This is a genomic window from Amycolatopsis pithecellobii, from assembly GCF_009707865.1.
Taxonomy (GTDB): Bacteria; Actinomycetota; Actinomycetes; order Mycobacteriales; family Pseudonocardiaceae; genus Amycolatopsis_E; species Amycolatopsis_E pithecellobii.
The window spans coordinates 1-23,785 of record NZ_WMBA01000017.1 but is presented as its reverse complement, the minus strand read 5'-3'; the positions used below and the strand labels follow the sequence as shown (position 1 = coordinate 23,785).

Here is a 23,785-nt window from a genome sequence, read left to right as displayed (position 1 = left end):
GGCAGCACCTTTACCGATGGTCTCGGTGATCGTGGTGAACTACCGCGGCGCGGAGGACACGATCACCTGTCTGCGCGCGCTCACCAGAGAACTCGACTACCCGCGGCTGGAGATCATCTGCGTCGACAACGCCTCCGGCGGGGATGACGCCGCCCGTATCAAGGCCGCCGTCCCGGACGTCCGGCTGATCGAATCGCCGCGGAACCTCGGTTTCGCCGGCGGCTGCAATCTCGGCGCCCGCCACGCGGAAGGCAGCGTGCTGGCGTTCCTCAACAACGACGCCCGGCCTGGCGCGAACTGGGCGCGCGCGGCGGTCGCCACGCTCACCGCCGACCCGACGGTCGCGGCCGTGGCCAGCAAGGTGCTCGACTGGGACGGCACCGGGGTCGACTTCGTGGACGCCGGCCTGACCTGGTTCGGCATGGGCTACAAGCGGCACGCGGGCGGGCCGCTCGCCGAGTTGCCGGCCGCCGAGCACGAGAACGCCAAGGATGTGCTGTTCGCGACCGGTTCGGCGATGTTCGTGCGGGCCGGTGTGTTCGCCGAACTCGGTGGGTTCGACGAGCGGTTCTTCATGTTCTACGAGGACGTGGATCTGGGCTGGCGGCTGAATCTGCGTGGCTGGCGGGTGCGTTACGTGCCCGAGTCGGTCGCCTACCATCGCCACCACGCCACGATGTCCGAAGTGGACGCTCCCGACACGGGCCGCGAGACGTTCCTGCTGGAACGCAACGCACTTGCCGCGCTGTACAAGAACGTCTCCGACGAAACCCTCACGAAGGTGCTGCCGGCGGCGCTCGCGCTCGCGATCCGCCGGGCAACGGCGCGCGGCGAGCTGGACCCGACACAGCTCGACCTCGGACACGGGGTCGGCAAGGTCGACACCTCACCCGTCGAGGTCCCCCGGACGACACTCGCCGGAATGCTCGCGGTCGACCAGTTCGTGGAGCTGCTGCCGTCGCTCGCCGAGTCACGCAAAGCGGAGCAAGCCGCACGGGTGCGCACCGACGCCGATCTGATTCCCTTGCTGCGCAAGGCTTTGGAGCCCGCATACCCGCTCCCCCGTTACCTTGCCGCGCACGAAATCCTGGTCGAAGCGTTCGGCATCGAAAGCGTTTTCGGGCAGCGGCGCAAGGTTCTCGTGCTCACCGGCGACGCGATCACCGAACGGATGGCGGGTCCCGCCATCCGTGCCTGGAACATCGCCATGACTCTTGCATCCGAGCACGACGTCCGGCTCGTCACGGTGAATCCGCTGGCCGCGCCGCCGCCCGCGCCGTTCCCGGTCAGCGCCGCCCGCAAGCGCGACCTGGCCGAGCCGATCGAGTGGGCCGATATCGTGATCCTGCAGGGCCATGTGCTGGAAATGGCGCCCGCGCTCAAGGATTCGCCCAAGCTCGTCGTGTGCGACATCTACGACCCGATGCACCTGGAACTGCTCGAACAGGGCAAGAGCGCGGCCGACGACCAGCGCGCCGCGGATCTCGCCGGTGTCACCAAGGTGCTGGACGCCCAGCTTGAACGCGGCGACTTCTTCCTGTGCGCATCGGAACGGCAGCGGCACTTCTGGCTCGGTCACCTCGCCGCGCTCGGCCGGCTCACGCCCCGGCTCTACGATGCCGACCCCACAACGCAATCGCTGCTCGCGGTCGTCCCTTTTGGACTTCCGGCGGAACCGCCGGTACGCACCGGCCCCGGCCTGCGAGCCACCCTCGACGGCGTAGCCGAGACCGATCACGTCGTGTTGTGGGCGGGCGGCGTGTACAGCTGGTTCGATCCGCTCACCCTGGTCAACGCGATCGACCGGTTACGCGCGCGCCGGCCGGACGTGCGGCTGGTGTTCCTCGGCATGAAGCATCCCAACCCCGAAGTCGCCGAGATGGACATCGGCGCGCGCACGATGCGGCTGGCGGATCGGCTCGGGCTGACCGGAAAGCACGTGTTCTTCAACGAGCAGTGGGTCCCTTACGGCGACCGGCAGAACTGGCTGCTGGACGCGGACTGCGGTGTCACCACGCATTTCGAGCATGTCGAGACCACGTTCGCGTTCCGTACCAGGGTGCTGGACTACCTGTGGTCCGGGCTGCCGATCGTGACCACCGACGGGGACGCGTTCGCGGACCTGGTGCGGGACGAGCGGCTCGGGGTGGTCGTCCCGGCCGAGGACGAGGAAGCGCTTTCCGAGGCGCTGGAACGCGCGCTGTACGACACGGAATTCGCAGCCGCCTGCAAGGAACGAATCGCGACGGTGGCGCAACGCTATGCCTGGCCGCAAGCGCTGGCCCCGCTCGTCGAGTACTGCCGCAACCCCCGGCCCGCCGCCGACCGGTTGCCGGGTTCGGCGGACCTGGTGACCACGAATCCCTTGCGTGGCGCCGAAGCCGTCCGGCGGGATCTGGCGCTGGTGAAGGAATACCTCACTGACGGCGGCCCGAAGGAGCTCGCCCGCCGCGTCGCGGGACGGTTGAAGAAGGCAGCGCGCGGCCGTGCGTGACCGGCGGCTCAAGGTACTACTCGACGGGACCCCGTTGCTGGGCGACCGGACGGGCATCGGCCGGTACACCGCGTCGCTGGCCGAAGAGCTGGCCTCACGGTCCGATGTGGACACTCACGCGGTCGCGTTCACCCTGCGTGGCTGGCGGCGGCTACGCCACGTGTTGCCGCACGGCGCCCGCGGCCGCGGCCTGCCCGTCTCGGCACGGCTGCTGCGCAAGAGCTGGCTGCGCTCGCGGTTCCCGCCGATCGAGCTGTTCGCCGGACTGACGGATGTCGTGCACGGCACCAACTTCGTGTTACCACGGTCCGTACGCGCGGCCGGGGTGCTCACCATCCACGACCTCGCTTTCCTCGACGCATTCGAGGAACTCGCACGAAGTGACCGCGATCTTCCCGAGCTGGTCCGGCAAGGCGCGGCGCAGGCACGCGTGATCTGCACCCCGACCGCCGCCACGGCCGACGTGGTCGCCGACCGGCTGGGCGTGCCGCGGGAAAAGATCGAGGTGACTCCGCTCGGCGTGGACGCGGCGTGGTTCACCGGGCGACCGCCGAACGACGACATGCGGGCGCGTCTGCGCCTGCCCACCGAGTACCTGCTCTTCGTCGGCGCGTCCGGTCCCCGCAAGGGCCTCGACTGGCTGATGAAGGCGCACGAGGCGACGCCGGACCTCCCGCCGCTGGTGCTGGCCGGTCCCGGGCGGACCCGGGTTTCCGGCCGCGCACAGCACATCGGCTATCTGTCCGAAGTGGACTTGCGGAACCTGGTCGCCGGCGCGGCGGCGCTCGTCCTGCCCTCGCGTGAGGAAGGTTTCGGGCTGCCGGTACTGGAAGCGCTGGCCTGCGACGTGCCGGTCGTCTGCACCGACCTTCCGGCGCTGCGCGAGATCTCCGGCGGTTACGCGCATCTGGTGCCGTACCAGGACGTGGAAGCGCTTTCCGAGGCGATGCGCCAAGCCGTGTCCGAACCGCGAGTCGCTTCGAAATCCGTGGAACGCCGGGCACACGCCGCCGGGTTCACCTGGCGGCGGTGCGCCGACGCCACGGTCGCCGCCTACCGCCGGGCAGCCGCGAAGTAAGCGGAAAGGGCCTCGCGCCACGGGCGCAGCGCCGTCAGCCCGGAGTCCACCCAGGGCGTGTTCGACAGCACGGAATACGCGGGCCGGGGCGCCGGGCGCGGGAACTCCTCGGTCGTGCAGGGCCGGACGCGCGCCGGATCCGCGCCCAGCTCCTCGAAGATCGCCCGCGCGAACCCGTACCAGGTGGTCTCGCCGCCGCCGGTGCAGTGCACCACCTTCCGCACCGCAGCACGGCCATCCACAATGGACTCGCCGAGTTCGATCAGTCCGTCGGCCAGATCGGCCGACCATGTCGGCGAGCCGTGCTGATCGTCCACAACGGACACCGTCTCGCGCTCGCCTTCCAGGCGCACCATGGTCTTCACGAAGTTCGAGCCGCTCGCGCCGTAGACCCACGACGTGCGCACGATCCACGAACGGGCGCCGGAACCGAGCACCGCGTCCTCCCCCGCCGCCTTCGTGCGACCGTAGGCGGTGCGCGGACCGACCGTGTCCTCGGGTTCGTACGGTGTGCTCGCGTCACCGGGGAAGACATAATCGGTCGACACGTGCACCAGGGGCACCCGGTGCGAAGAACACGCCGCGGCAAGCACCCGCGGACCGTCTACATTGACCGCGAAAGCCCGCCGTTCGTCGGTCTCGGCGGCGTCCACCGCGGTGTACGCGGCCGCGTTGATCACCAACGGCCGCCGTCCCGCCCCGCGCGCCCGGTCGGCCAGCGCGCCGACCGCCGCGATCACAGCGCCCGCGCTGGTCAGGTCCAGCTCCGCCGAACCCGGCGCCACGATTTCCCGCGATGGCGAGGAAAGCGCGGCGAGATCACGGCCGAGCTGACCCGTTCCGCCTGGTACCAGCACACTCAGCATGTCCCACCTCATTTCCCGGCCACGGCGGCACGGTGCTTGAGCGGTTCCCACCACGAGCGGTGCTCGCGGTACCACCGGACCGTGTCGGCCAGGCCTTGCTCGAACGGCACCTCGGCGCGATAACCGAGTTCGGTGCTGATCTTCGTGATGTCCACTGAGTACCGGCGATCGTGCCCGAGCCGGTCGGGTACCTGTTCGACCCGGTCCCACCCCGCGCCGACCGCCGCGAGCAACCGTTCGGTCAGCTCACGGTTGGTCAGTTCGGTCCCGCCGCCGATGTTGTAGATTTCCCCGGCCCGGCCACGGTCGGCGACCAGTTGGATGCCGCGACAGTGATCATCCACGTGCAGCCAGTCACGGACGTTGAGCCCGTCACCGTACAGCGGAACCCTTGCCCCATCGAGCAAATTCGTGACGAACAGGGGAATGACCTTCTCCGGGAACTGATACGGTCCGTAGTTGTTCGAGCACCGTGTCACGCACACCGGGAGCCCATGTGTGCGATGGAACGCGCGGGCGAGCAGATCAGAAGACGCCTTCGACGCCGAGTACGGCGAATTCGGCTCCAGCACATGGTCTTCCGCCCAGGAACCTTCGGCGATCGAGCCGTACACCTCGTCGGTCGAGACATGCACGAGCTTGCGGACGCCGGCGTTCAGGGCCGCCTGCAACAGGGTCTGCGTACCGAGCACATTGGTCAGCACGAAGTCGGCGGAGCCGGAGATCGATCGGTCCACATGCGACTCGGCGGCGAAATGCACCACCAGCCCGACCCCGGCCAGCAGCCGCGACACCAGCGCGCCGTCGCAGATATCTCCTTGCACGAAACGGAAACGCGGACTGTCCGCCACCGGCGCGAGGTTGGTCAGGTTCCCGGCGTAGGTCAGCTTGTCGAGCACCACGAGCTCGGCGTCCGCCAGCGCCGGGTACGCGCCCGAAAGCGCCTGCCGTACATAGTGCGATCCGATGAAACCCGCACCGCCGGTCACCAGCACCCGCATGGCGCCCGCCTCCCGTTCGTCCGATTACACAACCCGGGCAACGTAGCCCACTCCGCACACGTCTGTAGTAGAGGAAACAGTACTGTGCCATTCGTTACCAATCCGACCACAGTCACGGCTATCCGGCTTGCGTGGCAACCGTTACGCGCTGTTCGGGGTCCGCCTACTTTGGTCGGATTGGTAATCTGGGACCATTCACAACGGATGGGGTCGGGAGGAGCGAGCGTGACCGACGGGGTGACCACCCGCCAGGACGCTGCGGAAGAGCTCAGCTGGCCGCCACCGCCCATTCCTTCGCCCAGACGACGCAAACGCGCGTTCGTCCTCTTCGCACTGCGCAGCGGCAAGGTCATCATCGCTTTCGCCTCGGTCGCCGTGCTGCTGGCGAGCTGGTACGGCTGGCAGTTCATCGGCGACCCGAACAGCGGGCTGGCCACCAGCCAGGTGTTCGAGGACAACGAGTTGCATGCCGTCCCGCTCGACGGCGCGGTCGACATCCTGCTGGTCGGGATGGACAGCAGAACCGACGCACAGGGCAACCCGCTGCCGCGTGAGGTGCTGGATCTGTTGCACGCCGGGGACGCCGACGGCGAAAAGCAGACCGACACGATGATCCTCGTGCACATCCCCCAGGACGGCCGCCAGGCGGTGGCCATCTCGTTCCCCCGCGACTCGTGGGTCGAGTTCACCGGCGGGTACGGCCGGCACAAGCTCAACGGCGCCTTCGTCTACGCCTACAACGACCGGTTCGAGCAGTTGCAGCGCCAAGGCGTCAGCGCCGCCGAGGCCGATCGCCAAGCGAAGATCGCCGGCCGGAAGAACCTCGTCGCCACGCTCGAGAAGTTCATGGGCAAACCGGGCATGATCGACCGGTACGCCGAGGTGAACCTGGCAAGTTTCTATGAGGTCACGAAAGCGCTCGGCGGCGTCGAAGTGTGCCTCAACGGTCCGGTGCACGAGCGCAAGTCCGGGGTGGACCTTCCCGCGGGGCGCCAGACCGTCGAAGGCGTGCAGGCACTGGCTTTCGTGCGGCAGCGTTACGACCTGCCGAACGGCGACCTCGATCGCATCGCGCGGCAGCAGGCGTTCCTGTCCGGGCTCGCCAGGAAGGTGCTTTCGCCGGACCTGCTGGCGAACCCGGCGGAACTCGGCGGTGTGATCAACGCCGTGAAGAAGTCGGTGGTGCTCTCGGACAACTGGGATCTCGTGCAGTTCGCGGCGCAGATGCGCGGACTCGACAGCGGCAGTGTCCGGTTCCAGACCATTCCCGTCGTCGGCCCCGCGACGATCGGCGGCGCCGATGTGCTGCGCGTCGACCCGGCCCAGGTCCAGGAATTCGTCACCGCACTGACCACTGACGGCACCACGGAAAGCCTGGCGCCCACGACAACGACTCCGGCCCCCAGTTCGACGAAAACCCCGCCGAGTTCGGCCAAACGGTCGAGCACCACATCGGCCAGTACGTCCAGCGCACCGCCGTCGAGTGTCACGCCGCCCATCACGGGTGGTGAAGTCGCCTGCGTCAACTGACAAGGTCGCCTAACCTTGTCACCGGAAGCGGGGAGAGCAGGGGGAAAAACGACCTTGGACGACGACGCGGGCAGAAAACCGGCAGGAGCGCGTTCGATTCCGCGGCGAGTGGGGCTGAGCCTGCTCGCGCTGCTGTCGGTCATCGCGCTCGCGGCGACGGGCTACGCGTACCTGACCTATCACGAGGTGCAAAGTGATCTGCGCACCACGGACATCCTCGGTGAACCGGACACCCCTGACGTCAAACCGCCGCCCGCGGACGACGGCGCGGAGGACATCCTTCTCGTGGGGGTGGACGCGCGAACCGATATGCAGGGCAACCCGCTGCCGTTGTCGATGCTGCGGACGCTGCGCACCGAGCAGTCCGGCACGATCAACACGGACACGCTGATCGTCTTACGGGTGCCGAGGAACGGCGCGAAACCCACGGCGATCTCCATTCCGCGGGACACCTATGTGGACATTCCGCACGGCGGCCAGGCAAAGATCAATTCGGTGTACGGCATGGCGAAGGCCACCGCCGCGGCCCAGCTGCACGCGACGGGCCGGCGCGACGCGGCGGGAATCGAGCGGGATTCGGACCAGGCCGGCCGCAAGGCACTCGTCCAGACCATTCAGAACCTCACGCAGGTGCGGATCGACCACTACGCCGAAGTGAACCTGCTCGGGTTCTACCTCATCACCGAGGCGCTCGGCGGTGTCGACGTGTGTCTCAACCATGCCACCGAGGACAAGGATTCCGGCGCGGACTTCACCGCAGGCCGCCACACCGTCACCGGCGCCGAGGCGCTTTCCTTTGTGCGGCAACGCAAGAATCTGCCGCGCGGTGATCTTGACCGGATCGTGCGGCAGCAGGTGTTCCTCGGTTCCGCGCTGAACAAGGTACTTTCCGGCGGGGTGCTGACGAATCCGGCGACGCTGGGGCAGCTGACCGACGCGCTGCGCCGCTCCCTCGTGCTGGACCCGGGCTTCGATCTGCTGCAGTTCGCGGACAAGGCAAAGGGACTGGCGTCGGGCGATATGCGGTTCGAAACGATTCCCGTGATCACCATCAACGGCCGCAGCCCCGACGGGCAGAGCATCGTCCAGGTCGATCCCCATGCGGTGCAGCAGTTCGCCGCGGGCCTGGCCGGTCGCGCGTCCGGTGGTGGCGGCGCGGCAGCGGGCGGACTCGTTCCGGCGGCGCACTCCGCGCGGCCGAACGTCACCTGCGTGAACTAATTTGGGCCTATGAGCCTTACCGAAGCCCTTTTCCGCCGTCTGTCGCCGTCGCGTCCGTTGATCACGCATTACGACGACGCGGCGGGCACCCGGGTCGAACTGTCCGTCGCGACCGTGGCGAACTGGGCCGCGAAGACGGCGAACTGGCTGGTCGACGAGTTCGACGTCGAGCCGGGTGACGAGGTCGCCGTGCGGCTGCCCGCGCACTGGCAGACCGCCGGGGTGCTGCTGGGCGCGTGGTGGTGCGGAGCACACGTGGTCGACCACTCGGACAGCGCGCGGGTGACGTTCGTCGCGCCCGGTGCGCCGGTGTCCGGGGTGACGGCGGTCGTCGCGCTCGACCCGATGGGCCGCGGCCTGACCTCACCGCCACCGGACGGCGCGTTCGACTACCTCGCCGAAGCTCGACTGGCCGGGGACAACTTCCGCCCGCTGGTCCCGATCTCCGGCGACACACCGGCGCTCGCGGGCTCCACTGTGGACGAAGTGCTCGCGACTGCCGGCGACTTCCCCGCCGACGCGCGAGTTCTGTCCACAGTGGAATGGACCGTGCCGGACGGGGTGCTGCGCGGGTTCGTCACCCCGTTGTCCGCCGGTGCGCATCTGGTGCAGGTGTCCAATCCGGACCCCGCGAAGCTGGCCGACCGCCGACGCGCGGAGCGCACGACCGCCGACCTGCTGGACTGAGCAGCCCGGGTCAGGCGTCGACGGGCTGCTCGATCAGGAAAACGAGAGCCACGGCACCGGCAAAGAACCACCAGGCGTCACCGTTCGCGGCAGCCGCGATGATCCCCAGGAGGATCGCCGCGAAAGCCATGATCGGAGTGGCCTCTTCAGCCATGCCTCCAGGGTGCCCCACGCGTCGTGGGCCGGCTGTGTGAAATCGGGCCGAATCCGGGCGGTGCAGGGTGCACCGCCCGGATCGGTCAGCCCTTCAGCAGGGCGCGCGCCATCACCATGCGCTGGATCTGGTTGGTGCCCTCGTAAATCTGGGTGATCTTCGCGTCGCGCATCATGCGTTCCACCGGGAAATCGCGGGTGTACCCGGCGCCACCGAAAAGCTGGACCGCGTCCGTGGTCACCGACATCGCGACATCCGAGGCGTAGGTTTTCGCGGCCGAGGCCAGGAAACCCGACCGGGCGTCACCGCGCTCCGTCGCCGCGGCGGACACGTACACCAGGTGGCGCGCCGCTTCGACCTGGGTGCCCATGTCGGCGAGCATGAACTGCACACCCTGGAATTCCGCGATCGCCTTGCCGAACTGCTTGCGCTCCTTCACATACGCCACCGCCGCGTCGAGCGCGCCCTGCGCGATGCCCAGCGCCTGCGCGCCGATCGTCGGGCGGGTGTGGTCGAGCGTGCGCAGCGCCGTCTTCAAGCCGGTACCCGGCTCACCGATGATCCGGTCCGCCGGAATGGTGCAGTTCTCGAAGTACAGCTCCCGCGTCGGCGACCCCTTGATGCCGAGCTTGCGCTCCTTCGGGCCCACCGAGAAGCCCGGATCATCCTTGTGCACCACGAAAGCCGAGATGCCGTTCGACTTCTTGGGTGCGTCCGGGTCGGTCACGGCCATCACGGTGTACCAGGTCGACTCGCCCGCGTTGGTGATCCACGCCTTCGTGCCGTTGAGCACCCACGTGTCACCATCGAGCCGTGCGCGGGTGCGCATCGAGGCCGTGTCCGAGCCGGCTTCGCGCTCCGACAACCCGTACGAGGCCGACGCGCCCGCCGCGATCTCCGGCAGCACGAGCTTCTTCAAGTCCTCCGACGCCGACAGGATGATCGGCTGCGTGCCCAGCTTGTTCACCGCGGGAATCAGCGAAGCCGACGCGTCGACCCGCGCGATCTCCTCGATCACGATGCACGCCGCGATCGCGTCGGCACCCTGGCCGTCGTACTCCTCGGGGATGTGCACCGCCGAAAAGCCGGACTTCACCAGCGCGTCCCTGGCCTCGACCGGATAGCGCTCCTGCTCGTCCACCTCGGCCGCATACGGAGCGATTTCCTTCTCCGCGAGCGCACGGACGGCGGCGCGCAGCTCCTCGTGTTCCTCGGCCAACTGGTACAGGCCAGGCCCTTCCGACACCGGTGTCACCCCTTTTCGCATGGCACGGAATTCGCCAGTTCAGGTTAGCGCTCGTTCACTGAGTTCGGTGTGATCGGTCGCACTTCAAGCCTATGGTGGAACGATGCCGATCACGTTGCCGGCCCCTGTACCAGGTTCGCTCGATTACCCCGAAGTTCCCGTCGGGGCCATCGTCGCCGGAGCCGCCGCCCGCTGGGGCGAACGGGTCGCGTACCGCCACCACGACCGTCAGCTGACCTTCACCGAGGTCTACCGTGCCGCCTGCCGGTTCGCGAACGCCTTGCGTGCGAACGGTATCGCGCCTGGCGACACGGTCGCGATCCACGCACCCAACTGCCTCGCCTATCCCGTGGCGTACTACGGGATCCAGCTGGCCGGCGCCACCTTCGTGCCCGCGAACCCGTTGCTGCCGCCCGCGGATCTGGCCGCGCAGCTCGCCGATTCCGGCGCCGTCGCGGCGGTGACCTTCGGAAAAGCCGCGCAGACGCTGGCGGCGATCCAGGACCGGACCGCGGTGCGGCTCGTCGTCACGGTCGGCGACGACTTCGACGAGTTCCATGCCGGGCAGCCGGAAACCCCGCCGGACGTGCCGATCGACGTGCACCGCGCGCTGGCGCACCTCGCGTACACGGGTGGCACCACCGGCCGGTCCAAGGGCGTCGAACTGCCGCATCGCAATATCGTCGTCAACGCCTTGCAGTACACGCTGTGGAACAACGGGACCGTGCCCGTCGTGGACCCGGCCGGTGGCCTGACGCTGGATCAGGTCGGCAGCGCCGACGAGTGGCCGGTCCGCCTCGGCACCGGGGTGATCATCAACCTGACCCCGTGGTTCCACGCAATGGGCATCATCTCCGGCGTCAACATGTCCATGCTGACCGGCACGACCGTCGCGCTGCAGGACGGTTTCGAGCCGAGGCGCTATCTCGCCGAGGCCGAACGCCTGCGGATCACGTCGATCGGCGGCGCGCCCGCACTCTTCGCCGGACTGGTGGCCTGCCCGGATTTGGCGACCCGGGACCTGTCCTCGGTGCGCACCCTCGGCTCCGGGGCCGCGCCGATGCCGCATGAGACGACCCGCGCGCTTCATGACCGCTTCCCCGACGCCACCATCGTCGAGGGGTACGGGCTCACCGAGGTCACCTTGATCGCGACGGGCGGACCAGCCTTCCGTTCCGGGATCAGGAAACCGGGCACCGTCGGCGTCCCGGTACCCGGAACCGAAGTGAAGATCGTCGATGCCGACGGCGAACCGTTGCCCGCCGGGGAAAAAGGGGAGGTCTGCGTCCGCGGGCCTCAGGTGATGCCCCGCTACCACAACCGTCCCGAGGAGACGGACGCCACGCTCGTCGACGGATGGCTGCACACCGGCGACATCGGCGTGCTCGACGAGGACGGTTACTTGTCCATTGTGGATCGCAAGAAGGACATGTTGCTGTACAAGGGATACAACGTGTACCCACGGGAGCTGGAGGAGCTGCTGATGGCGCAGCCCGGCGTCCGGCAGGCCGCCGTAGTGGGTCGCCACCGCACGGACGTCGGCGAGTTGCCGGTGGCGTTCGTCGTGCGCACCGACGAAGCCGTGACCGATGAGTCCCTGCTGGCGGCGGTCAACGACAATGTCCTGCCGTACAAGCGAATCCGGGAACTGTACTTTGTGGACGAGATACCGGTGTCCGCGGCGGGCAAGGTGCTCAAACGGGAGCTACGCGCCCGGCTCTAGCTTCTCACGAAGCGCGGAGTCCTTGGCCAGCACCAGCTTTTCCAGCTCAGTCTGGAACGCCGCCATGCGTTCACGCAACGCCGGATCGTGCGCGGCCAGGATGCGAACCGCCAGCAGACCCGCGTTCCGGGCGCCGCCGATGGACACGGTTGCCACCGGGACACCGGCCGGCATCTGCACGATCGACAGCAGGGAATCCATGCCGTCCAGGTATTTCAGCGGTACGGGCACGCCGATCACCGGCAGCACCGTCGCCGACGCGACCATGCCCGGCAGGTGCGCGGCTCCCCCGGCGCCGGCGATGATCACCCGCAGCCCGCGATCGGCCGCCGACGAGGCGTAGTCCAGCATCCGTTGCGGGGTGCGGTGCGCCGAGTACACGCCGACCTCGTAGCCCACCCCGAATTCGTCCAGAGCCTGGCCCGCGGCCTCCAGCGTCGGCCAGTCCGAGTCGCTGCCCATGATCACGCCCACCTGCGCGCTCATCACCGCTCCTTGCCGTGAATGTCGTACCCGTCAAGCCATTCCGCATGCGAGAGCCAGTGCGCGGCCAGCGTCGCCCGTGACCGCAGCTCGGCCAGGTCGTGGCCGGTGAAGTTGACGTGCCCGAGCTTGCGGCCCGGCCGTTCACCCTTCCCGTACAGGTGCACCTTCGCGTCGGGGAACCGCGCGAACAGGTGGTGCAGCCGCTCGTCCGGCCCCATCTGCGGCAACACCGGCGCGCCGAGCACGTTCGCCATCACCGTCGGCGCGAGCAACTCCGTCGAGCCGAGCGGGTAGTCCAGCACCGCGCGCAGATGCTGTTCGAACTGCGACGTCCGCGAACCGTCCATGGTCCAGTGGCCGGAATTGTGCGGGCGCATCGCCAGTTCGTTGATGATCAGCCCGCCGTCGGTCTCGAACAGTTCCACCGCGAGCACACCGACGACGTTCAGCGCTTCCGCGATGCGCAGGGCCAGATCCTGTGCCTCGTCGACCTTTCGCGCGGTCAGGCCCGGCGCCGGCGCGAGCACCTCGGTGTTGATTCCGTTCTCCTGCACGGTTTCCACGACCGGCCACGCCGCGCCCTGCCCGAATGGCGAGCGCGCCACCAGCGCGCACAACTCGCGCCGCATCTCCACCCTGCGCTCGACCATCAACTGCGTACCGGCCGCCAGCAACTCCGGCACCAGCGAGCGCGCTTCGGCGTCGGAATCCAGCATCCACACGCCTTTGCCGTCGTAGCCGCCAGTGGCGGCCTTGAGCACGACCGGCCACGAATGCTCCGCACCGAACTTCAGCACATCGTCCACTTCGGACACTTCGGCGAACGCCGGGCACGGGTAGTCCTCCGCCGCGAGGCGCTCACGCATGATCAGCTTGTTCTGCGCGAAGGCCAGCGCGTCCGGGCCCGGCCGGATCGGGACGTCCGTGTTCAGCGCGATCGCCAGCAGATGCTCCCCCGGCACATGCTCGTGGTCGAAGGTCAGGACGTCGACCGTTTTCGCGAACGCCAGCAGCGCGTCGAAATCCGTGTGGTGCCCGATCGTCACGTCCGCGGCGACCATGGCCGCGGCGTCGTCCTTGTCGGCCACGAGCACGCGCAGCGACTGGCCGAGCGCGATCGCGGCCTGGTGAGTCATCCTGGCGAGCTGGCCGCCGCCCACCATGCCAACAACGGGCAGACCGGTACGTGAATCCACAAGGGATCAGAGTACGGGGCGACGCAGCTCACGGGCGGTGAGGCCGAGGATTCCGGCCACCGCCGCCAGCACATACGCGTTGCCGGCCACCCACCAGCCCCAGCCCCAGCCGAACTCGGCGTCCCCACCGTTCGGCACCACCAGCACCACACAGCTGACGAAGAACACCGTGACCGCGACGGCCCAGACCCACCGCCGCTTCACCATCAGCAACGCGACCAACGGCACCGCCCAGACCCAGTGATGTGACCACGAAATCGGCGAGGCCAGCAGCCCGAGGAAGGCGGTCACCAGCAACGCCGCCAGGTGCTCGCCACGCCTGTACCACCGCCGCACGAGCCACACCGCGGGTACCGCGAGCACGGCCGCGATCAACAGCGCGACCTTCGTCGACCACGGTGCATCGTGCGTCGCCCGGTGCAGCAGGCCGTTGAGCGACTGGTTGAAGGCCCAGTGCACCCCGCCGACCCGGTCGGGGTCGAACGCCGCCCGCGTCCAGTAGGCGATCGCATCGCCCGGAGTCAGCGCGAACATCAACGCCTGCAACACCACGAACGTGCCGAGTGCGCGCAGCCCGTCACGCCACCGGCCGACCACGAACAGGTGCGCGACGAAGATGAGCGGCGTCAGCTTCACCGCGGCCGCGATCCCCACCAGCACGCCGGACCAGCGCGGCCGGGCCAGTACGTCGACCACGATCAGCGCGAGCAGGATCAGGTTGATCTGCCCGAGCGAGAACGTCTTCCACACCGGCTCGAACGCGAGCCCGAACGCGGTCAGCCCGGCGACCGGTAACCATCGCGTGGGCCGCAGGCACACGTACACCACGACGGCCAGAGAAACCACGGACGCCACCGAGATCAGCGCCCAGGCGAGCCCGGCCGGTAACGCGGCCAGTGGCACGAACAGCAACGCGGCCGCCGGCGGGTAGGTGAACGGCAGCGCGACCCACGACGGTAAACCAGCGAGCCGATCCAGCGTGTACAGCGGATCACCGTGCAGGAACGTCAGCGCGCCCGACCGGTACACCGCACTGTCCGCCCCGCCGTGCCAGCCCGCGAGCCAGCCCCACACCCCGAACACCAGCGTGCCGGCGACGAGCAGGCCGATCAGCGCCCGCCCGGGATCAGCGGAGGGTCGGCTCGACACGACGCCGCCGCAGCCGGATCGCCCGCACGGCAAGCACAGCGGCGAGCACGAGTGGCATCAGGATGTAGGCGTTACCCAGCACCGACTCCCAGAACTTCCAGTGCAGCTCGATGTTGCGCCCGTTCGGGAGCACCAGCAGCACGCAGCTGACGAACACCACGATCACCGCGGCAGTACCGAGCCACCGGCGCCACGCCGTCGCCGGGGTGGTCCGCGGTAGCCGCGAAATCAGCAGCACGATCAGCGGCGCCGCCCACACCCAGTGATGCGACCACGAAATCGGCGAGGCCAGCAGCCCGAAAAACGCGCTGACCAGCAACGCGGCCAGCGCTTGGCCACGGCGGTGGAACCGCATCAGCAGCCAGAACGCCGGGATCGCGAGCAGCACGCTGATCCCGATCGCGGCCTTCGACGCCCACGGCGCCAGGTCGGTCACGCGGTTCATCAGGCCGTTGAGCGACTGGTTGCCCGCCCAGTGCACGGGCCCGATCCGGCCGGTGTCGGAGATCGTCTTGGTCCAGTAACGGATCGTGTCGCCGGGAATCAGCACCAGCATGAGCAGCTGCAGGCCGAGGAACGTGACGAGCGCACGCACGGCGTCGGCGCGTTTGCCGGTCAGGAACAGGTGCACCACGAAGATCAACGGGGTCAGCTTCACCGCGGCCGCGACCCCGACCATGATGCCTCCACCACGGCCGCCGCGTGCCGTGACGACGAGGACATCGACCACCACGAGCGCCATCAGGATCAGGTTGATCTGGCCGAGGAAAATGGTGCGCCACACCGGTTCCAGGCACAGCAGCACAACCGAGAACACGAGGGTCGCGCGCGCGGGCGAGGACCACCAGCGAGGCCCGGCCAGCGGTGTCGGCAGCGAACCGATGGTGACCCGGATGACCAGCGCCAGTGCCAGCACGGAAATCGCCGCGAGCACTCCCCACGCGATCTGGGTCGGCAGGATCGCCAACGGCACGAACAGCAACGACGCCGACGGCGCGTAGGTGAACGGCAGCAGCGCCCACCACGGCTCGGGGGCCAGCGTGCTGCCGTCGTACAACGGGTCCCCGTGGAGCAGGGTCAGCGCACCCGCGCGGTACACCGCGCTGTCCACGCCGAGCCGCCAGTCGAGGAGCCAGCCGACGACGCCGAGCCCGATGAACAGCACCGGCCCCGCGGCCAGCAGCAACATCGACCGCGGCCGCACCGAAAGCCGCGCGAGCGAGGTGCGCAACGCCAGGCGCGGCGACGTCCGGAACAACGGCTCGCTGTCCGCCGCGGGCACTGACTGAGTCACCCCACCAGGAAATCACGAAAGCCCAGCGCCCGGCGCACAGCCCCGGGTTCGCGTGCGGGCCTCAGGTCCGGGCAAGGCGATACAGCAGTTCGCACGCCGCCTCGTGGCTACTGGGCAGCCGGACCAGACGGATCCGTGGCCCGCCAAGGTCGTCGAGCTGGTCATCGACCGACAACCGCTCGTGCAGCGCACGCCGCAGCCCGATCGCCTTCGAGGTGATCTGCCCATCCTTCGGCAGCACCGCGACGAGCGTGGACGGGCCGAGCGAGGCGACGGTCTCCCCGCCGTCGAGGACCGCGCGCAACGCTTCGCCGAACAGGATCGTCCCGGTCACCCGCTGCCAGCCGGCCAAAGTGGACAGATCGAGATTGACCACCAGCAGCGTGTGGTCCTCACTGACCGACCGTCCGGCGAGCTGGGCCTGGCGGTAGATCTCGCGCAGGCGCGTGCGCAGGTACGCCGCGGTCGGCAGTCCGGTGAGCGAATCGACGACCTCCAGGTGCGCGAGCTGGTCCATCGCCACGTCGGCCCACGCGAGCGCGGTCACCCGCAGCAGCCGGGCCGGGATCGCGTCGACGTCGGGCGAGACGAACCCGTCTTCGGCGGCGGGGTCATCGAGCACGGCGCAGAACGCGGCGAGATCGTTCAGCACTTCGGCGAGCCCGGCACCGGTCGCCGCCCGCGCCCTGGCGAGCCCGGCCAGCGGGATTTCCGTCCCGCCGCCCCTGATCGCCGCCGCGCACACCGCGTCCACCTCCGGCAGCGCCCAATCGCTCGGAAATCGCCATCCCGCAGCGAGACTCGCGGTTCGCCATTTCGCTCGCAGCGCACGCAGGGAGCGATCGGTTTCCGGGTCGGTGAGCGCACCGCGCGGGCTCCAGCTCCACTGCCGGGAATCCTCCCCGCCACTGGCCGGTACATCCACTCGCGACCGTCCTTTCGCTCCGTCCTGCACCTGGGTGACGCGGTTACCACAACGCCGTGACGGGAAATCCAGTGACGTCGTTGCACCCTTGGTGTTATCCACGACCCCGGAGGGTGACCCAGGCGACAACGTCCGTCACACTGGCCAGTGCGCGGCGTCAAGATTCATAGGCGGTGCGGGGGCCGTCGTTACAAATGCCTGGACAGAAGGAGACCAGTGTCCACCGTTCCTGCGGATTTCGACGAAAAGAGTGACGCGGAACTGATCGCCGCGGTCCGCAACGGGAATCTCGCCGCGTACGGCACCCTTTACGAACGTCACGTCGGTGCCGCCTACAACCTGGCCCGGCAGCTGGCCCGGTCGAAGGCCGAGTCCGACGACCTGGTCTCGGATGCGTTCGCGAAGGTGCTCGACACGCTGCGCGCGGGCAAGGGTCCGGACTCCGCCTTCCGCGCCTACCTCCTGACCGCGCTGCGGCACACCGCGTACGACAAGACGCGCAAAGACAAGCGGCTGGACCTCAACGACGACATGACCACGCTCAGCGGTGCCGGTGGCGCGGCGACCGAGGCGCTGACCGTGCCGTTCTCCGACACCGCCGTCGCGGGCCTGGAACGCACGATGGCCGCCAAGGCGTTCGCCCGGCTGCCCGAGCGGTGGCAGGCCGTGCTGTGGCACACCGAAATCGAGGGCCAGACCCCGGCCGAGGTGGCACCGCTGTTGGGCCTGACTGCGAACGGCGTGTCCGCGCTCGCCTACCGTGCCCGCGAGGGGCTGCGGCAGGCGTACCTGCAGGTGCATCTGGCCGAGACCTCCGCGGAACGTTGCCGCGCGACGGCGGACCGGCTCGGCGCCTGGACTCGTGACGGTCTGTCCAAACGGGAGCGTGCACAGGTCGAGGCGCATCTCGACGAGTGCGACCGGTGCCGCGCGCTGGCCGCCGAACTCGCCGACGTCAACGGGGCGCTCCGTGCTGTCGTCGCCCCGATGGTTTTGGGCGGCGCGGTTTTCGCGTATCTCGCGGCTTCAGGTGCGAAGGCGACCGCGGCGACCGCGACGGTGGCCGCCGCGTCCGCCGGTTCGGCCGGTGGCGCCGCGAGCGTGGCCGCCGCCGGGCCACGGCAGTTCCTCGGGGTCGCCGCATCCGGCGTCGCGATCGCCGCCGCGGTCGCCGTCGCGCTGGCCGCCGGTGGCGGCAACCAGGAGATCCCGGCGGCCGCTGCCGTACCGGCGCCGCCCGCGGCCGTCGCCCCACCGCCCGCACCGGCTCCCGCTCCGGCACCGCCACACGCGGCACCGGCACCGCCGCCTGCCGCACCACCGGTCGCCCCACCGCCGGCACCGGTCGTCCCGGCTCCCCCGGTCGCGCCCGCGCCTGCCCCGGCGCCGGCTCCCGCCAAGCTCAGCGCACAGGCACCGGCCGAGGGCATCGAGCTCGAACCCGGTTCAGGCACGCCGGTCGAGCTGCCGATCACCGTGCGGAACGACGGCGGCAGCGTGTCCGACCCGGTGTCGGCGTCGCTGAACCTGCCGCCCGGCGTGCGCGCCGTGGGTCCCGGCGGCGGTGGCGGCACGGTCGCCGCGCGCGGTTTCACCCCGCAGGCGGCCGAACCGGCAAGCGGCCCGATCAGCGTCGACTGCCCGCCCGGTAGCGGCACGGTCACCTGCTCCACGAGCAGCGGGCTGCAGCCTGGCGAGACCGCGGTGCTGAAATTCCGGCTGCTCGCCGACCCCGGCGCCCAGCCGGGAGAGGTGACCGGAACCGTCATGGCCGGCTCCGCGATCCGGGTGTCGATCAGCGTGCCGGTCAGGGTCACTCCGCTGCCCGCCGACGGCGTGGGCCTGGCCGTCGAGGCGAACTGGAACTCGCCATGGCCGTGGGTCGGCCCGGCCTGGCTGAGCGTGGATGTCACGAACACCGGCCAGAGCACCAAACCGGCGACCGTGACCGTCGACCAGCCCGCTCACGTGGTGCTCGGCAGCTTCCACGCGAACTGCGCGCCGGGCGGGACCAGCCCCTGTACGAGTGACAAACCGCTGGCGCCGGGAGAACACCTGAGGCTGTGGTTCGTGGCGGACCGGTTCGACCACGACGAGACGATCACCGTCACCGCGACGATCGGCACGGCGACCCAGTCGCAGATGGTCCAGCGCGGGTGCTGGTCCTGGGGTGCCCCGTTCTGCCGCCCTGCCGTACCACCGGCGCCACTGCCGCTCCCCACGACCACGACGACTACTTCCGAGCCACCGAGCTCGACCTCCAGTACGTCGAGTTCGCCTTCCACACCGACGACGACCGCCACGACGTCGTCATCCGAACCGGCCACCACGACCACGACGAATAGCAAGCCGGAGAAACCCGGAAGGCCGTGGTGGTGGCTGCCGTGGATTCCACGGTGACCGGGCTGCGGAATATTTCCACCGAATGATTCCGGGCCTGGTCGTGCTGGTTTTCCGCGGCGCTGCTCGGTTGCCCGGAATCGGACGAACCAGGCCAACGGGCCGCCTGACCAGCAACGGTTTACCCGACGTCCGTACACTGCGGTCGTGACCGTTGTGGAAAGCGTGCTGTCGCATACTCCGGAGTCCGTGCGCTCGGTGTTGATCAAACATCGGGAACTGCTGAAATTCGGCATAGTCGGTGGCACGACATTCGTCGTCGACAACGGTGTGTGGTACTTGCTCAAACTGAGCGTGCTCGAAGACAAACCGACCACAGCGAAAGCGATCGCGATCATCGTCGCGACGATCGTGTCGTATGTCCTGAACCGCGAATGGTCGTTCCGCACACGCGGCGGCCGGGAACGCCATCACGAGGCGGCGCTGTTCTTCGTGATCAGCGGGCTCGCCGTGGTGGTGAACCTGATCCCGCTGCTCGTGTCCCGCTACGGGTTACACCTCGAGGTGCCGAACGTCAGCCGATTGGTCCAGGAGACGGCCGACTTCCTCAGCGGGTCGATCATCGGCATGCTGCTCGCGATGGTGTTCCGCTTCTGGGCCTTCAAGAAATGGGTGTTCCCCGACGAGCTCGGCCAGCGCCGCCGCGACCTGACGCTGCGGCGCTAAGCAGGCCGCGCGAGTTGAGCGTTGGGAGCGCGCGAGTTGAGCGTTGCGCGCGCCGGGAACGCGCAACTCGCGCAGCGGGAACGCGCAACTCGCGCGGGGCCGGGTCGGGTTCCGCCACCCGCGCCCGCCACGCAAGTCACTTTGAAGCAGTCTCTAGCGCGGCACCCGCTCCGACGGCCAGCGCACCTCGCGGACGTCACCGGGGCTGGGCACCCGCAGGAACAGGCTGAACACCGCCGGCCGCCGGCTCGACAGCTCCAGCCGCCCGCCGTCCGCCTCCGCCAGCGCACGCGCCAGCGCGAGGCCGACGCCCGTCGATCCGCCACCGGAGAACCCGCGCTCGAACACGTGCGGGACCAGCTCGTCGGGAATGCCGGAGCCGTTGTCGCTGACCTCGACCACCACCGTCCCCTCGGCGTCACCGCGCCGCGCGGCGAGGGTCACCGTGCCGGCGCCGTGGCGCAACGCGTTGTCCAGCAACACTCCGACGACCTCCCGCAACCGTCCCGGGGTGGCCCGCGCGATCAGGCCGTCGCCGATTCTCAACCGCAGGTTCCGGCCCTCGGCGCGCAGCAACTGCCGCCACTCCTGGGCGACTTCCGGCAGCGTGGCGCCCAGCTCGACCGGTTCCGCGTCGACCTCGCTCGCCGCACGAGCCGCCGCGAGCAGTTCCTCCAGTGCTTCGGAGAGCCGCTCGGCCTGCTCCTGCGCCGCTCGCACGTCCTCGGCGACATCACTGTCCTCGACGATCGTGAGCGAGTCGAGCCGCAGTTGCAACGCGGTGAGCCTGCTGCGCAGCTGATGCGACACGTCGCCGACGAGCTGCCGTTCCCGCTGCACGAGCTGGGCCAGCGCGGTCCCCGACGTGTCGAGCGCCTCCGCCACCATGTCGAGCTCGCCGACCCCGTACCGGCTGGGGTCTGGGCGGAAGTCGCCGCCGCCGAGCTTCGCCGCGCGTTCGGCGACGTGCCGCAGCGGCCGGGCCAGCCGGCGGGCGGTGACGGTCGCGACGATGGTGCCGATGCTCACCGACAGCACCACCAACAGCAGCACGGCCAGGGTGACGGTGGTCTGCCGGGACCGGGTCGGACCGGCGGGCGTCGCGAGCTCGAGAGTGCCATCGCGGGCCAGCTGCACCCGCGCGGTGACCACGTCGCTGCCCGGGTCCTCCCCCTCGGTCTGCGGCGGCCGGCCAGGCAAGCGCACGGTCAGCCGGCCGCCCGCCGGGATGGCGACCGCGACCTTGGCCAGCTCGTCGCCGGTCAGCGCACCATCGGCGAGGTCGGTGTCGAGTGTCGCGGCGATCTGCGAGGCGCGGGCGCCCAGGTCCTCCGTGGTGATGCTGTCCACGAGCTTCCAGGCCGTGATCCCCAGCGGGATGCCGAGCGCCGCCGCGGTCACCGCGACGGCCAGCAGAATGGCCAGCAGGATCCGGCGTCGCACGGTTATTCGGTGTTGAACCGGAAGCCGACGCCGCGCACCGTCGCGATGCGCCGCTCGCCGTCACCCGAGTGCACCACGGCACCCTTGCCGTCGCTGGTGACCGAGAGCTTGCGGCGCAACCAGGACATGTGCATGTCGAGCGTCTTCGAGGTTTTGGACTCCAGCTCGTTCCACACCTCGGCGAGGATCTCGTCACGGCTGACGACCTGGCCCGCGTGGCTCATCAGCACCCGCAGCAGCTCGAACTCCTTGTTGGCGAGCTGGATCTCGCGGCCTTCGACGGTGACGAGCCGGGCGCCGAGGTCCATCCGGACGCCCGCGACTTCGAGCACCTCCGGCGCGCGGCGGCGCAGCAGCGCCCGGATGCGGGCGAGCAGCTCGGCCAGCCGGAACGGTTTGGCGACGTAGTCGTCGGCGCCCGCGTCGAGGCCGACCACGAAATCGACCTCGTCGGTGCGTGCGGTGAGCATCAGCACCGGCAGCTCGGTGCCGCTCGCACGCAGGCGGCGGCACACCTCGAGCCCGTCCATGCCGGGCAGGCCGAGGTCGAGCACGAGCAGGTCCACGCGATGATCCCCGGTCGCCTCCAGCGCTCTCGGCCCGTCTTCCACGACCTGGACCTCATAGCCCTCCCGCTGCAACGCGCGTGACAGCGGTTCCGCGATCGCCGGATCGTCCTCGGCGAGTAACACCATGCTCACCTGGCCAACTCTACGACCGGCGCCCGTGAAACCATCGTCGCGTGGCCAGCTACTCAGCGGATCTCATGCTCGCGGGGCGTCTCGCCGACGTCGCCGACACGATCACCACCGCCCGGTTCCGTGCGCTCGACCTGTCGGTGCGCAGCAAACCCGACCGCACACCGGTCACCGACGCCGACACCGCAGTGGAGGACGCGGTGCGCTCGGTGCTCACGGCGGAGCGACCCGCCGACGCCGTCGCCGGTGAAGAACGCGGCGGTTCCGGCTGGTCGGCGGGGCGGACCTGGATCCTCGACCCGATCGACGGCACGAAGAACTTCCTGCGCGGCGGGCCGGTGTGGGCGACGCTGATCGCCCTCGTCGAGGACGGCACGCCCGTGGTCGGCATGGTGAGCGCGCCGCTGCTGGGCCGCCGGTGGTGGGCCAGTCTCGGCGAGGGCGCGTGGCTGCGTGACGTGACGGGCGAGCGGCGGATTGCGGTTTCCGGGGTGTCGTCGCTATCGGACGCGTACCTGTCGACGACGCACTTGAACTCGTGGGCCGAGTACCACTCGCGGGAGGCGTATCTGGCGCTGAACGACGCGTGCTGGGAAACCCGTGCCTTCGGGGATTTCTGGCACCACTGTCTGGTGGCGGAGGGCGCGATCGATCTGGCCGCGGAGGCGATCGTGAACCCGTGGGACGTCGCGCCGATGCAGGTACTGGTGACGGAGGCCGGCGGGCGGTTCAGTGATCTGGGCGGCGAGGTCCGGTTCGACGGCGGTTCGGCGCTGTCGTCCAACGGGCAGCTGCACGACGCCGCGCTGGAGATCTTGAAGTCAGCGGGCGGGTAGCAGCCCGAGCGCGCCGCGGGCGACCTGTGACCAGGCGAGCCGGCCGAACAGGTAGTGGCACGCGACCTGTTCGTTGGTGAAGCGCGCCCAGTCGTAGCGGTTGCCCTGCTCGCGCCAGAAGACTTCCCACACGGGGTCTGGATCGTCGACGCGCAGGAGGCACCAGGCGTTGTCGGCCTCGGCGCCGACCGAGATGACCTCGGGTGGTACGCCGATGGACTCCAGCCAGCGCGCGATCGATTCGACGTTCACTGCCCCTCCTCGATGGCCAGGTAGCCCATGGCGACCAGCTCGCCGGCGGAATACAGTGCGCGGTAACGGATTCCGCCGCCGGGCTGACCGAACCAGGGTGCCGACACCGCTGTCCACAGTGGAGTGTCCCGCAGCACGCGGTAGCACTGATATTCGGTGTCCACTGTGGACGGAGGCAGGGAACGCCTGGCGTACCACGTGCCTTGGGGCGCGAAGACCCGGCCGTCCGGGCCGCCGAACCGGTCGAGCATGGTGCCTGCGGGGAGGATCTCGGGTTCGCCGGCTTCGTAGCCGCCCTCGGGATAAAGCTCGCCGGGCGGCCAGGCGTATTCCGGCGTGGAGTCGCGGACACCGGCGAGGAACCTTCGATCCCAGTCGCGTCGATCCATCTCGCCGAGTGGCTCGTACCCACGGAACAGCCCGGCGGGTGCGTCGGTGGC

Annotated in this window: 22 protein-coding genes; 9 read left to right on the top strand and 13 right to left on the bottom strand. The window is 69.4% G+C overall.

The window, feature by feature from the left end; translation table 11 throughout:
• Window positions 1-16 precede the first annotated feature (16 nt).
• Window positions 17-2,494: a glycosyltransferase gene (locus GKO32_RS13575; protein ID WP_154757206.1), complete on the top strand. Its 2,478-nt coding sequence runs from the start codon at window positions 17-19 to the stop codon at window positions 2,492-2,494.
• Window positions 2,487-3,572, top strand: a complete 1,086-nt coding sequence (locus GKO32_RS13570; protein WP_312867872.1) for a glycosyltransferase family 4 protein — start codon at window positions 2,487-2,489, stop codon at window positions 3,570-3,572. Before GKO32_RS13575 ends, GKO32_RS13570 begins: the two co-directional genes overlap by 8 nt.
• Here the strand turns inward: GKO32_RS13570 and rfbD are convergent.
• Together rfbD and rfbB are read right to left on the bottom strand one after the other, a co-directional pair.
• The gene (gene rfbD / locus GKO32_RS13565) at window positions 3,548-4,438 is read right to left on the bottom strand and encodes a dTDP-4-dehydrorhamnose reductase (RefSeq protein WP_376765956.1); all 891 of its coding nucleotides are present in this window, start codon (window positions 4,436-4,438) and stop codon (window positions 3,548-3,550) included. The genes GKO32_RS13570 and rfbD overlap by 25 nt on opposite strands.
• Before the next feature lie 8 nt (window positions 4,439-4,446).
• Complete coding sequence (gene rfbB, locus GKO32_RS13560) at window positions 4,447-5,439, bottom strand: dTDP-glucose 4,6-dehydratase (RefSeq protein ID WP_154757204.1); 993 nt, start codon at window positions 5,437-5,439, stop codon at window positions 4,447-4,449.
• 225 nt (window positions 5,440-5,664) lie between these two features.
• On the opposite strand from rfbB, the gene GKO32_RS13555 reads away from it, so the two are divergent.
• From GKO32_RS13555 to GKO32_RS13545, 3 genes are read left to right on the top strand one after another with little or no spacing between them, the layout of a single operon-like run.
• Complete coding sequence (locus GKO32_RS13555; protein ID WP_312867871.1) at window positions 5,665-6,969, top strand: LCP family protein; 1,305 nt, start codon at window positions 5,665-5,667, stop codon at window positions 6,967-6,969.
• Window positions 6,970-7,023: 54 nt separating this feature from the next.
• Window positions 7,024-8,190, top strand: coding sequence for an LCP family protein (locus tag GKO32_RS13550; RefSeq protein ID WP_166459536.1), 1,167 nt, complete (start codon window positions 7,024-7,026; stop codon window positions 8,188-8,190).
• 9 nt (window positions 8,191-8,199) lie between these two features.
• Complete coding sequence (locus GKO32_RS13545) at window positions 8,200-8,877, top strand: TIGR03089 family protein (protein ID WP_154757201.1); 678 nt, start codon at window positions 8,200-8,202, stop codon at window positions 8,875-8,877.
• A 10-nt stretch (window positions 8,878-8,887) separates the two neighbouring features.
• Here GKO32_RS13545 and GKO32_RS13540 read toward each other — a convergent pair whose 3' ends face one another.
• Window positions 8,888-9,031, bottom strand: coding sequence for a hypothetical protein (locus GKO32_RS13540; protein WP_154757200.1), 144 nt, complete (start codon window positions 9,029-9,031; stop codon window positions 8,888-8,890).
• A gap of 85 nt (window positions 9,032-9,116) precedes the next feature.
• Window positions 9,117-10,298: an acyl-CoA dehydrogenase family protein gene (locus GKO32_RS13535; RefSeq protein ID WP_154757199.1), complete on the bottom strand. Its 1,182-nt coding sequence runs from the start codon at window positions 10,296-10,298 to the stop codon at window positions 9,117-9,119.
• A gap of 82 nt (window positions 10,299-10,380) precedes the next feature.
• Here GKO32_RS13535 and GKO32_RS13530 point away from each other — a divergent pair, with 82 nt between their 5' ends.
• On the top strand, window positions 10,381-12,000 hold the full coding sequence (locus tag GKO32_RS13530; RefSeq protein WP_154757198.1) for a class I adenylate-forming enzyme family protein: 1,620 nt from the start codon (window positions 10,381-10,383) through the stop codon (window positions 11,998-12,000).
• Here GKO32_RS13530 and purE read toward each other — a convergent pair.
• The 5 genes from purE to GKO32_RS13505 form a co-directional block, all read right to left on the bottom strand.
• Window positions 11,983-12,486: a 5-(carboxyamino)imidazole ribonucleotide mutase gene (gene purE / locus GKO32_RS13525; protein ID WP_154757197.1), complete on the bottom strand. Its 504-nt coding sequence runs from the start codon at window positions 12,484-12,486 to the stop codon at window positions 11,983-11,985. The two genes, GKO32_RS13530 and purE, sit on opposite strands and share 18 nt — an antisense overlap.
• Complete coding sequence (locus GKO32_RS13520) at window positions 12,486-13,682, bottom strand: 5-(carboxyamino)imidazole ribonucleotide synthase (protein WP_312867869.1); 1,197 nt, start codon at window positions 13,680-13,682, stop codon at window positions 12,486-12,488. Before GKO32_RS13520 ends, purE begins: the two co-directional genes overlap by 1 nt.
• A 6-nt stretch (window positions 13,683-13,688) precedes the next feature.
• Window positions 13,689-14,831, bottom strand: a complete 1,143-nt coding sequence (locus tag GKO32_RS13515) for a glycosyltransferase 87 family protein (RefSeq protein ID WP_312867868.1) — start codon at window positions 14,829-14,831, stop codon at window positions 13,689-13,691.
• A complete protein-coding gene (locus GKO32_RS13510; RefSeq protein ID WP_312867867.1) occupies window positions 14,809-16,125 on the bottom strand; it encodes a glycosyltransferase 87 family protein in 1,317 nt (438 codons plus the stop codon). The genes GKO32_RS13515 and GKO32_RS13510 overlap by 23 nt, the downstream gene beginning before the upstream one ends.
• A gap of 61 nt (window positions 16,126-16,186) precedes the next feature.
• On the bottom strand, window positions 16,187-17,050 hold the full coding sequence (locus GKO32_RS13505; protein ID WP_312867903.1) for a nucleotidyl cyclase domain-containing protein: 864 nt from the start codon (window positions 17,048-17,050) through the stop codon (window positions 16,187-16,189).
• 216 nt (window positions 17,051-17,266) lie between these two features.
• On the opposite strand from GKO32_RS13505, the gene GKO32_RS13500 reads away from it, so the two are divergent.
• Both GKO32_RS13500 and GKO32_RS13495 read left to right on the top strand, forming a co-directional pair.
• On the top strand, window positions 17,267-19,450 hold the full coding sequence (locus GKO32_RS13500) for a sigma-70 family RNA polymerase sigma factor (RefSeq protein WP_312867866.1): 2,184 nt from the start codon (window positions 17,267-17,269) through the stop codon (window positions 19,448-19,450).
• A gap of 147 nt (window positions 19,451-19,597) precedes the next feature.
• A complete protein-coding gene (locus tag GKO32_RS13495; RefSeq protein WP_312867865.1) occupies window positions 19,598-20,116 on the top strand; it encodes a GtrA family protein in 519 nt (172 codons plus the stop codon).
• A gap of 153 nt (window positions 20,117-20,269) precedes the next feature.
• Here the strand turns inward: GKO32_RS13495 and GKO32_RS13490 are convergent, their stop codons facing one another.
• Both GKO32_RS13490 and GKO32_RS13485 read right to left on the bottom strand, forming a co-directional pair.
• Window positions 20,270-21,559 (bottom strand): sensor histidine kinase, encoded by a 1,290-nt coding sequence (locus tag GKO32_RS13490; RefSeq protein ID WP_312867864.1) that lies wholly within the window; start codon window positions 21,557-21,559, stop codon window positions 20,270-20,272.
• Window positions 21,560-21,561: 2 nt separating this feature from the next.
• On the bottom strand, window positions 21,562-22,254 hold the full coding sequence (locus tag GKO32_RS13485) for a response regulator transcription factor (protein ID WP_154757276.1): 693 nt from the start codon (window positions 22,252-22,254) through the stop codon (window positions 21,562-21,564).
• Between the two features lie 71 nt (window positions 22,255-22,325).
• Between GKO32_RS13485 and hisN the strand changes: the two genes are divergently transcribed.
• On the top strand, window positions 22,326-23,093 hold the full coding sequence (hisN, locus tag GKO32_RS13480) for a histidinol-phosphatase (protein ID WP_154757274.1): 768 nt from the start codon (window positions 22,326-22,328) through the stop codon (window positions 23,091-23,093).
• Here hisN and GKO32_RS13475 read toward each other — a convergent pair.
• Window positions 23,079-23,345 (bottom strand): hypothetical protein, encoded by a 267-nt coding sequence (locus GKO32_RS13475; RefSeq protein ID WP_312867863.1) that lies wholly within the window; start codon window positions 23,343-23,345, stop codon window positions 23,079-23,081. The two genes, hisN and GKO32_RS13475, sit on opposite strands and share 15 nt — an antisense overlap.
• Window positions 23,342-23,785 (bottom strand): TNT domain-containing protein (locus tag GKO32_RS13470; protein ID WP_154757195.1); only part of this gene is annotated, 444 nt, incomplete at its 5' end. The genes GKO32_RS13475 and GKO32_RS13470, both read right to left, overlap by 4 nt.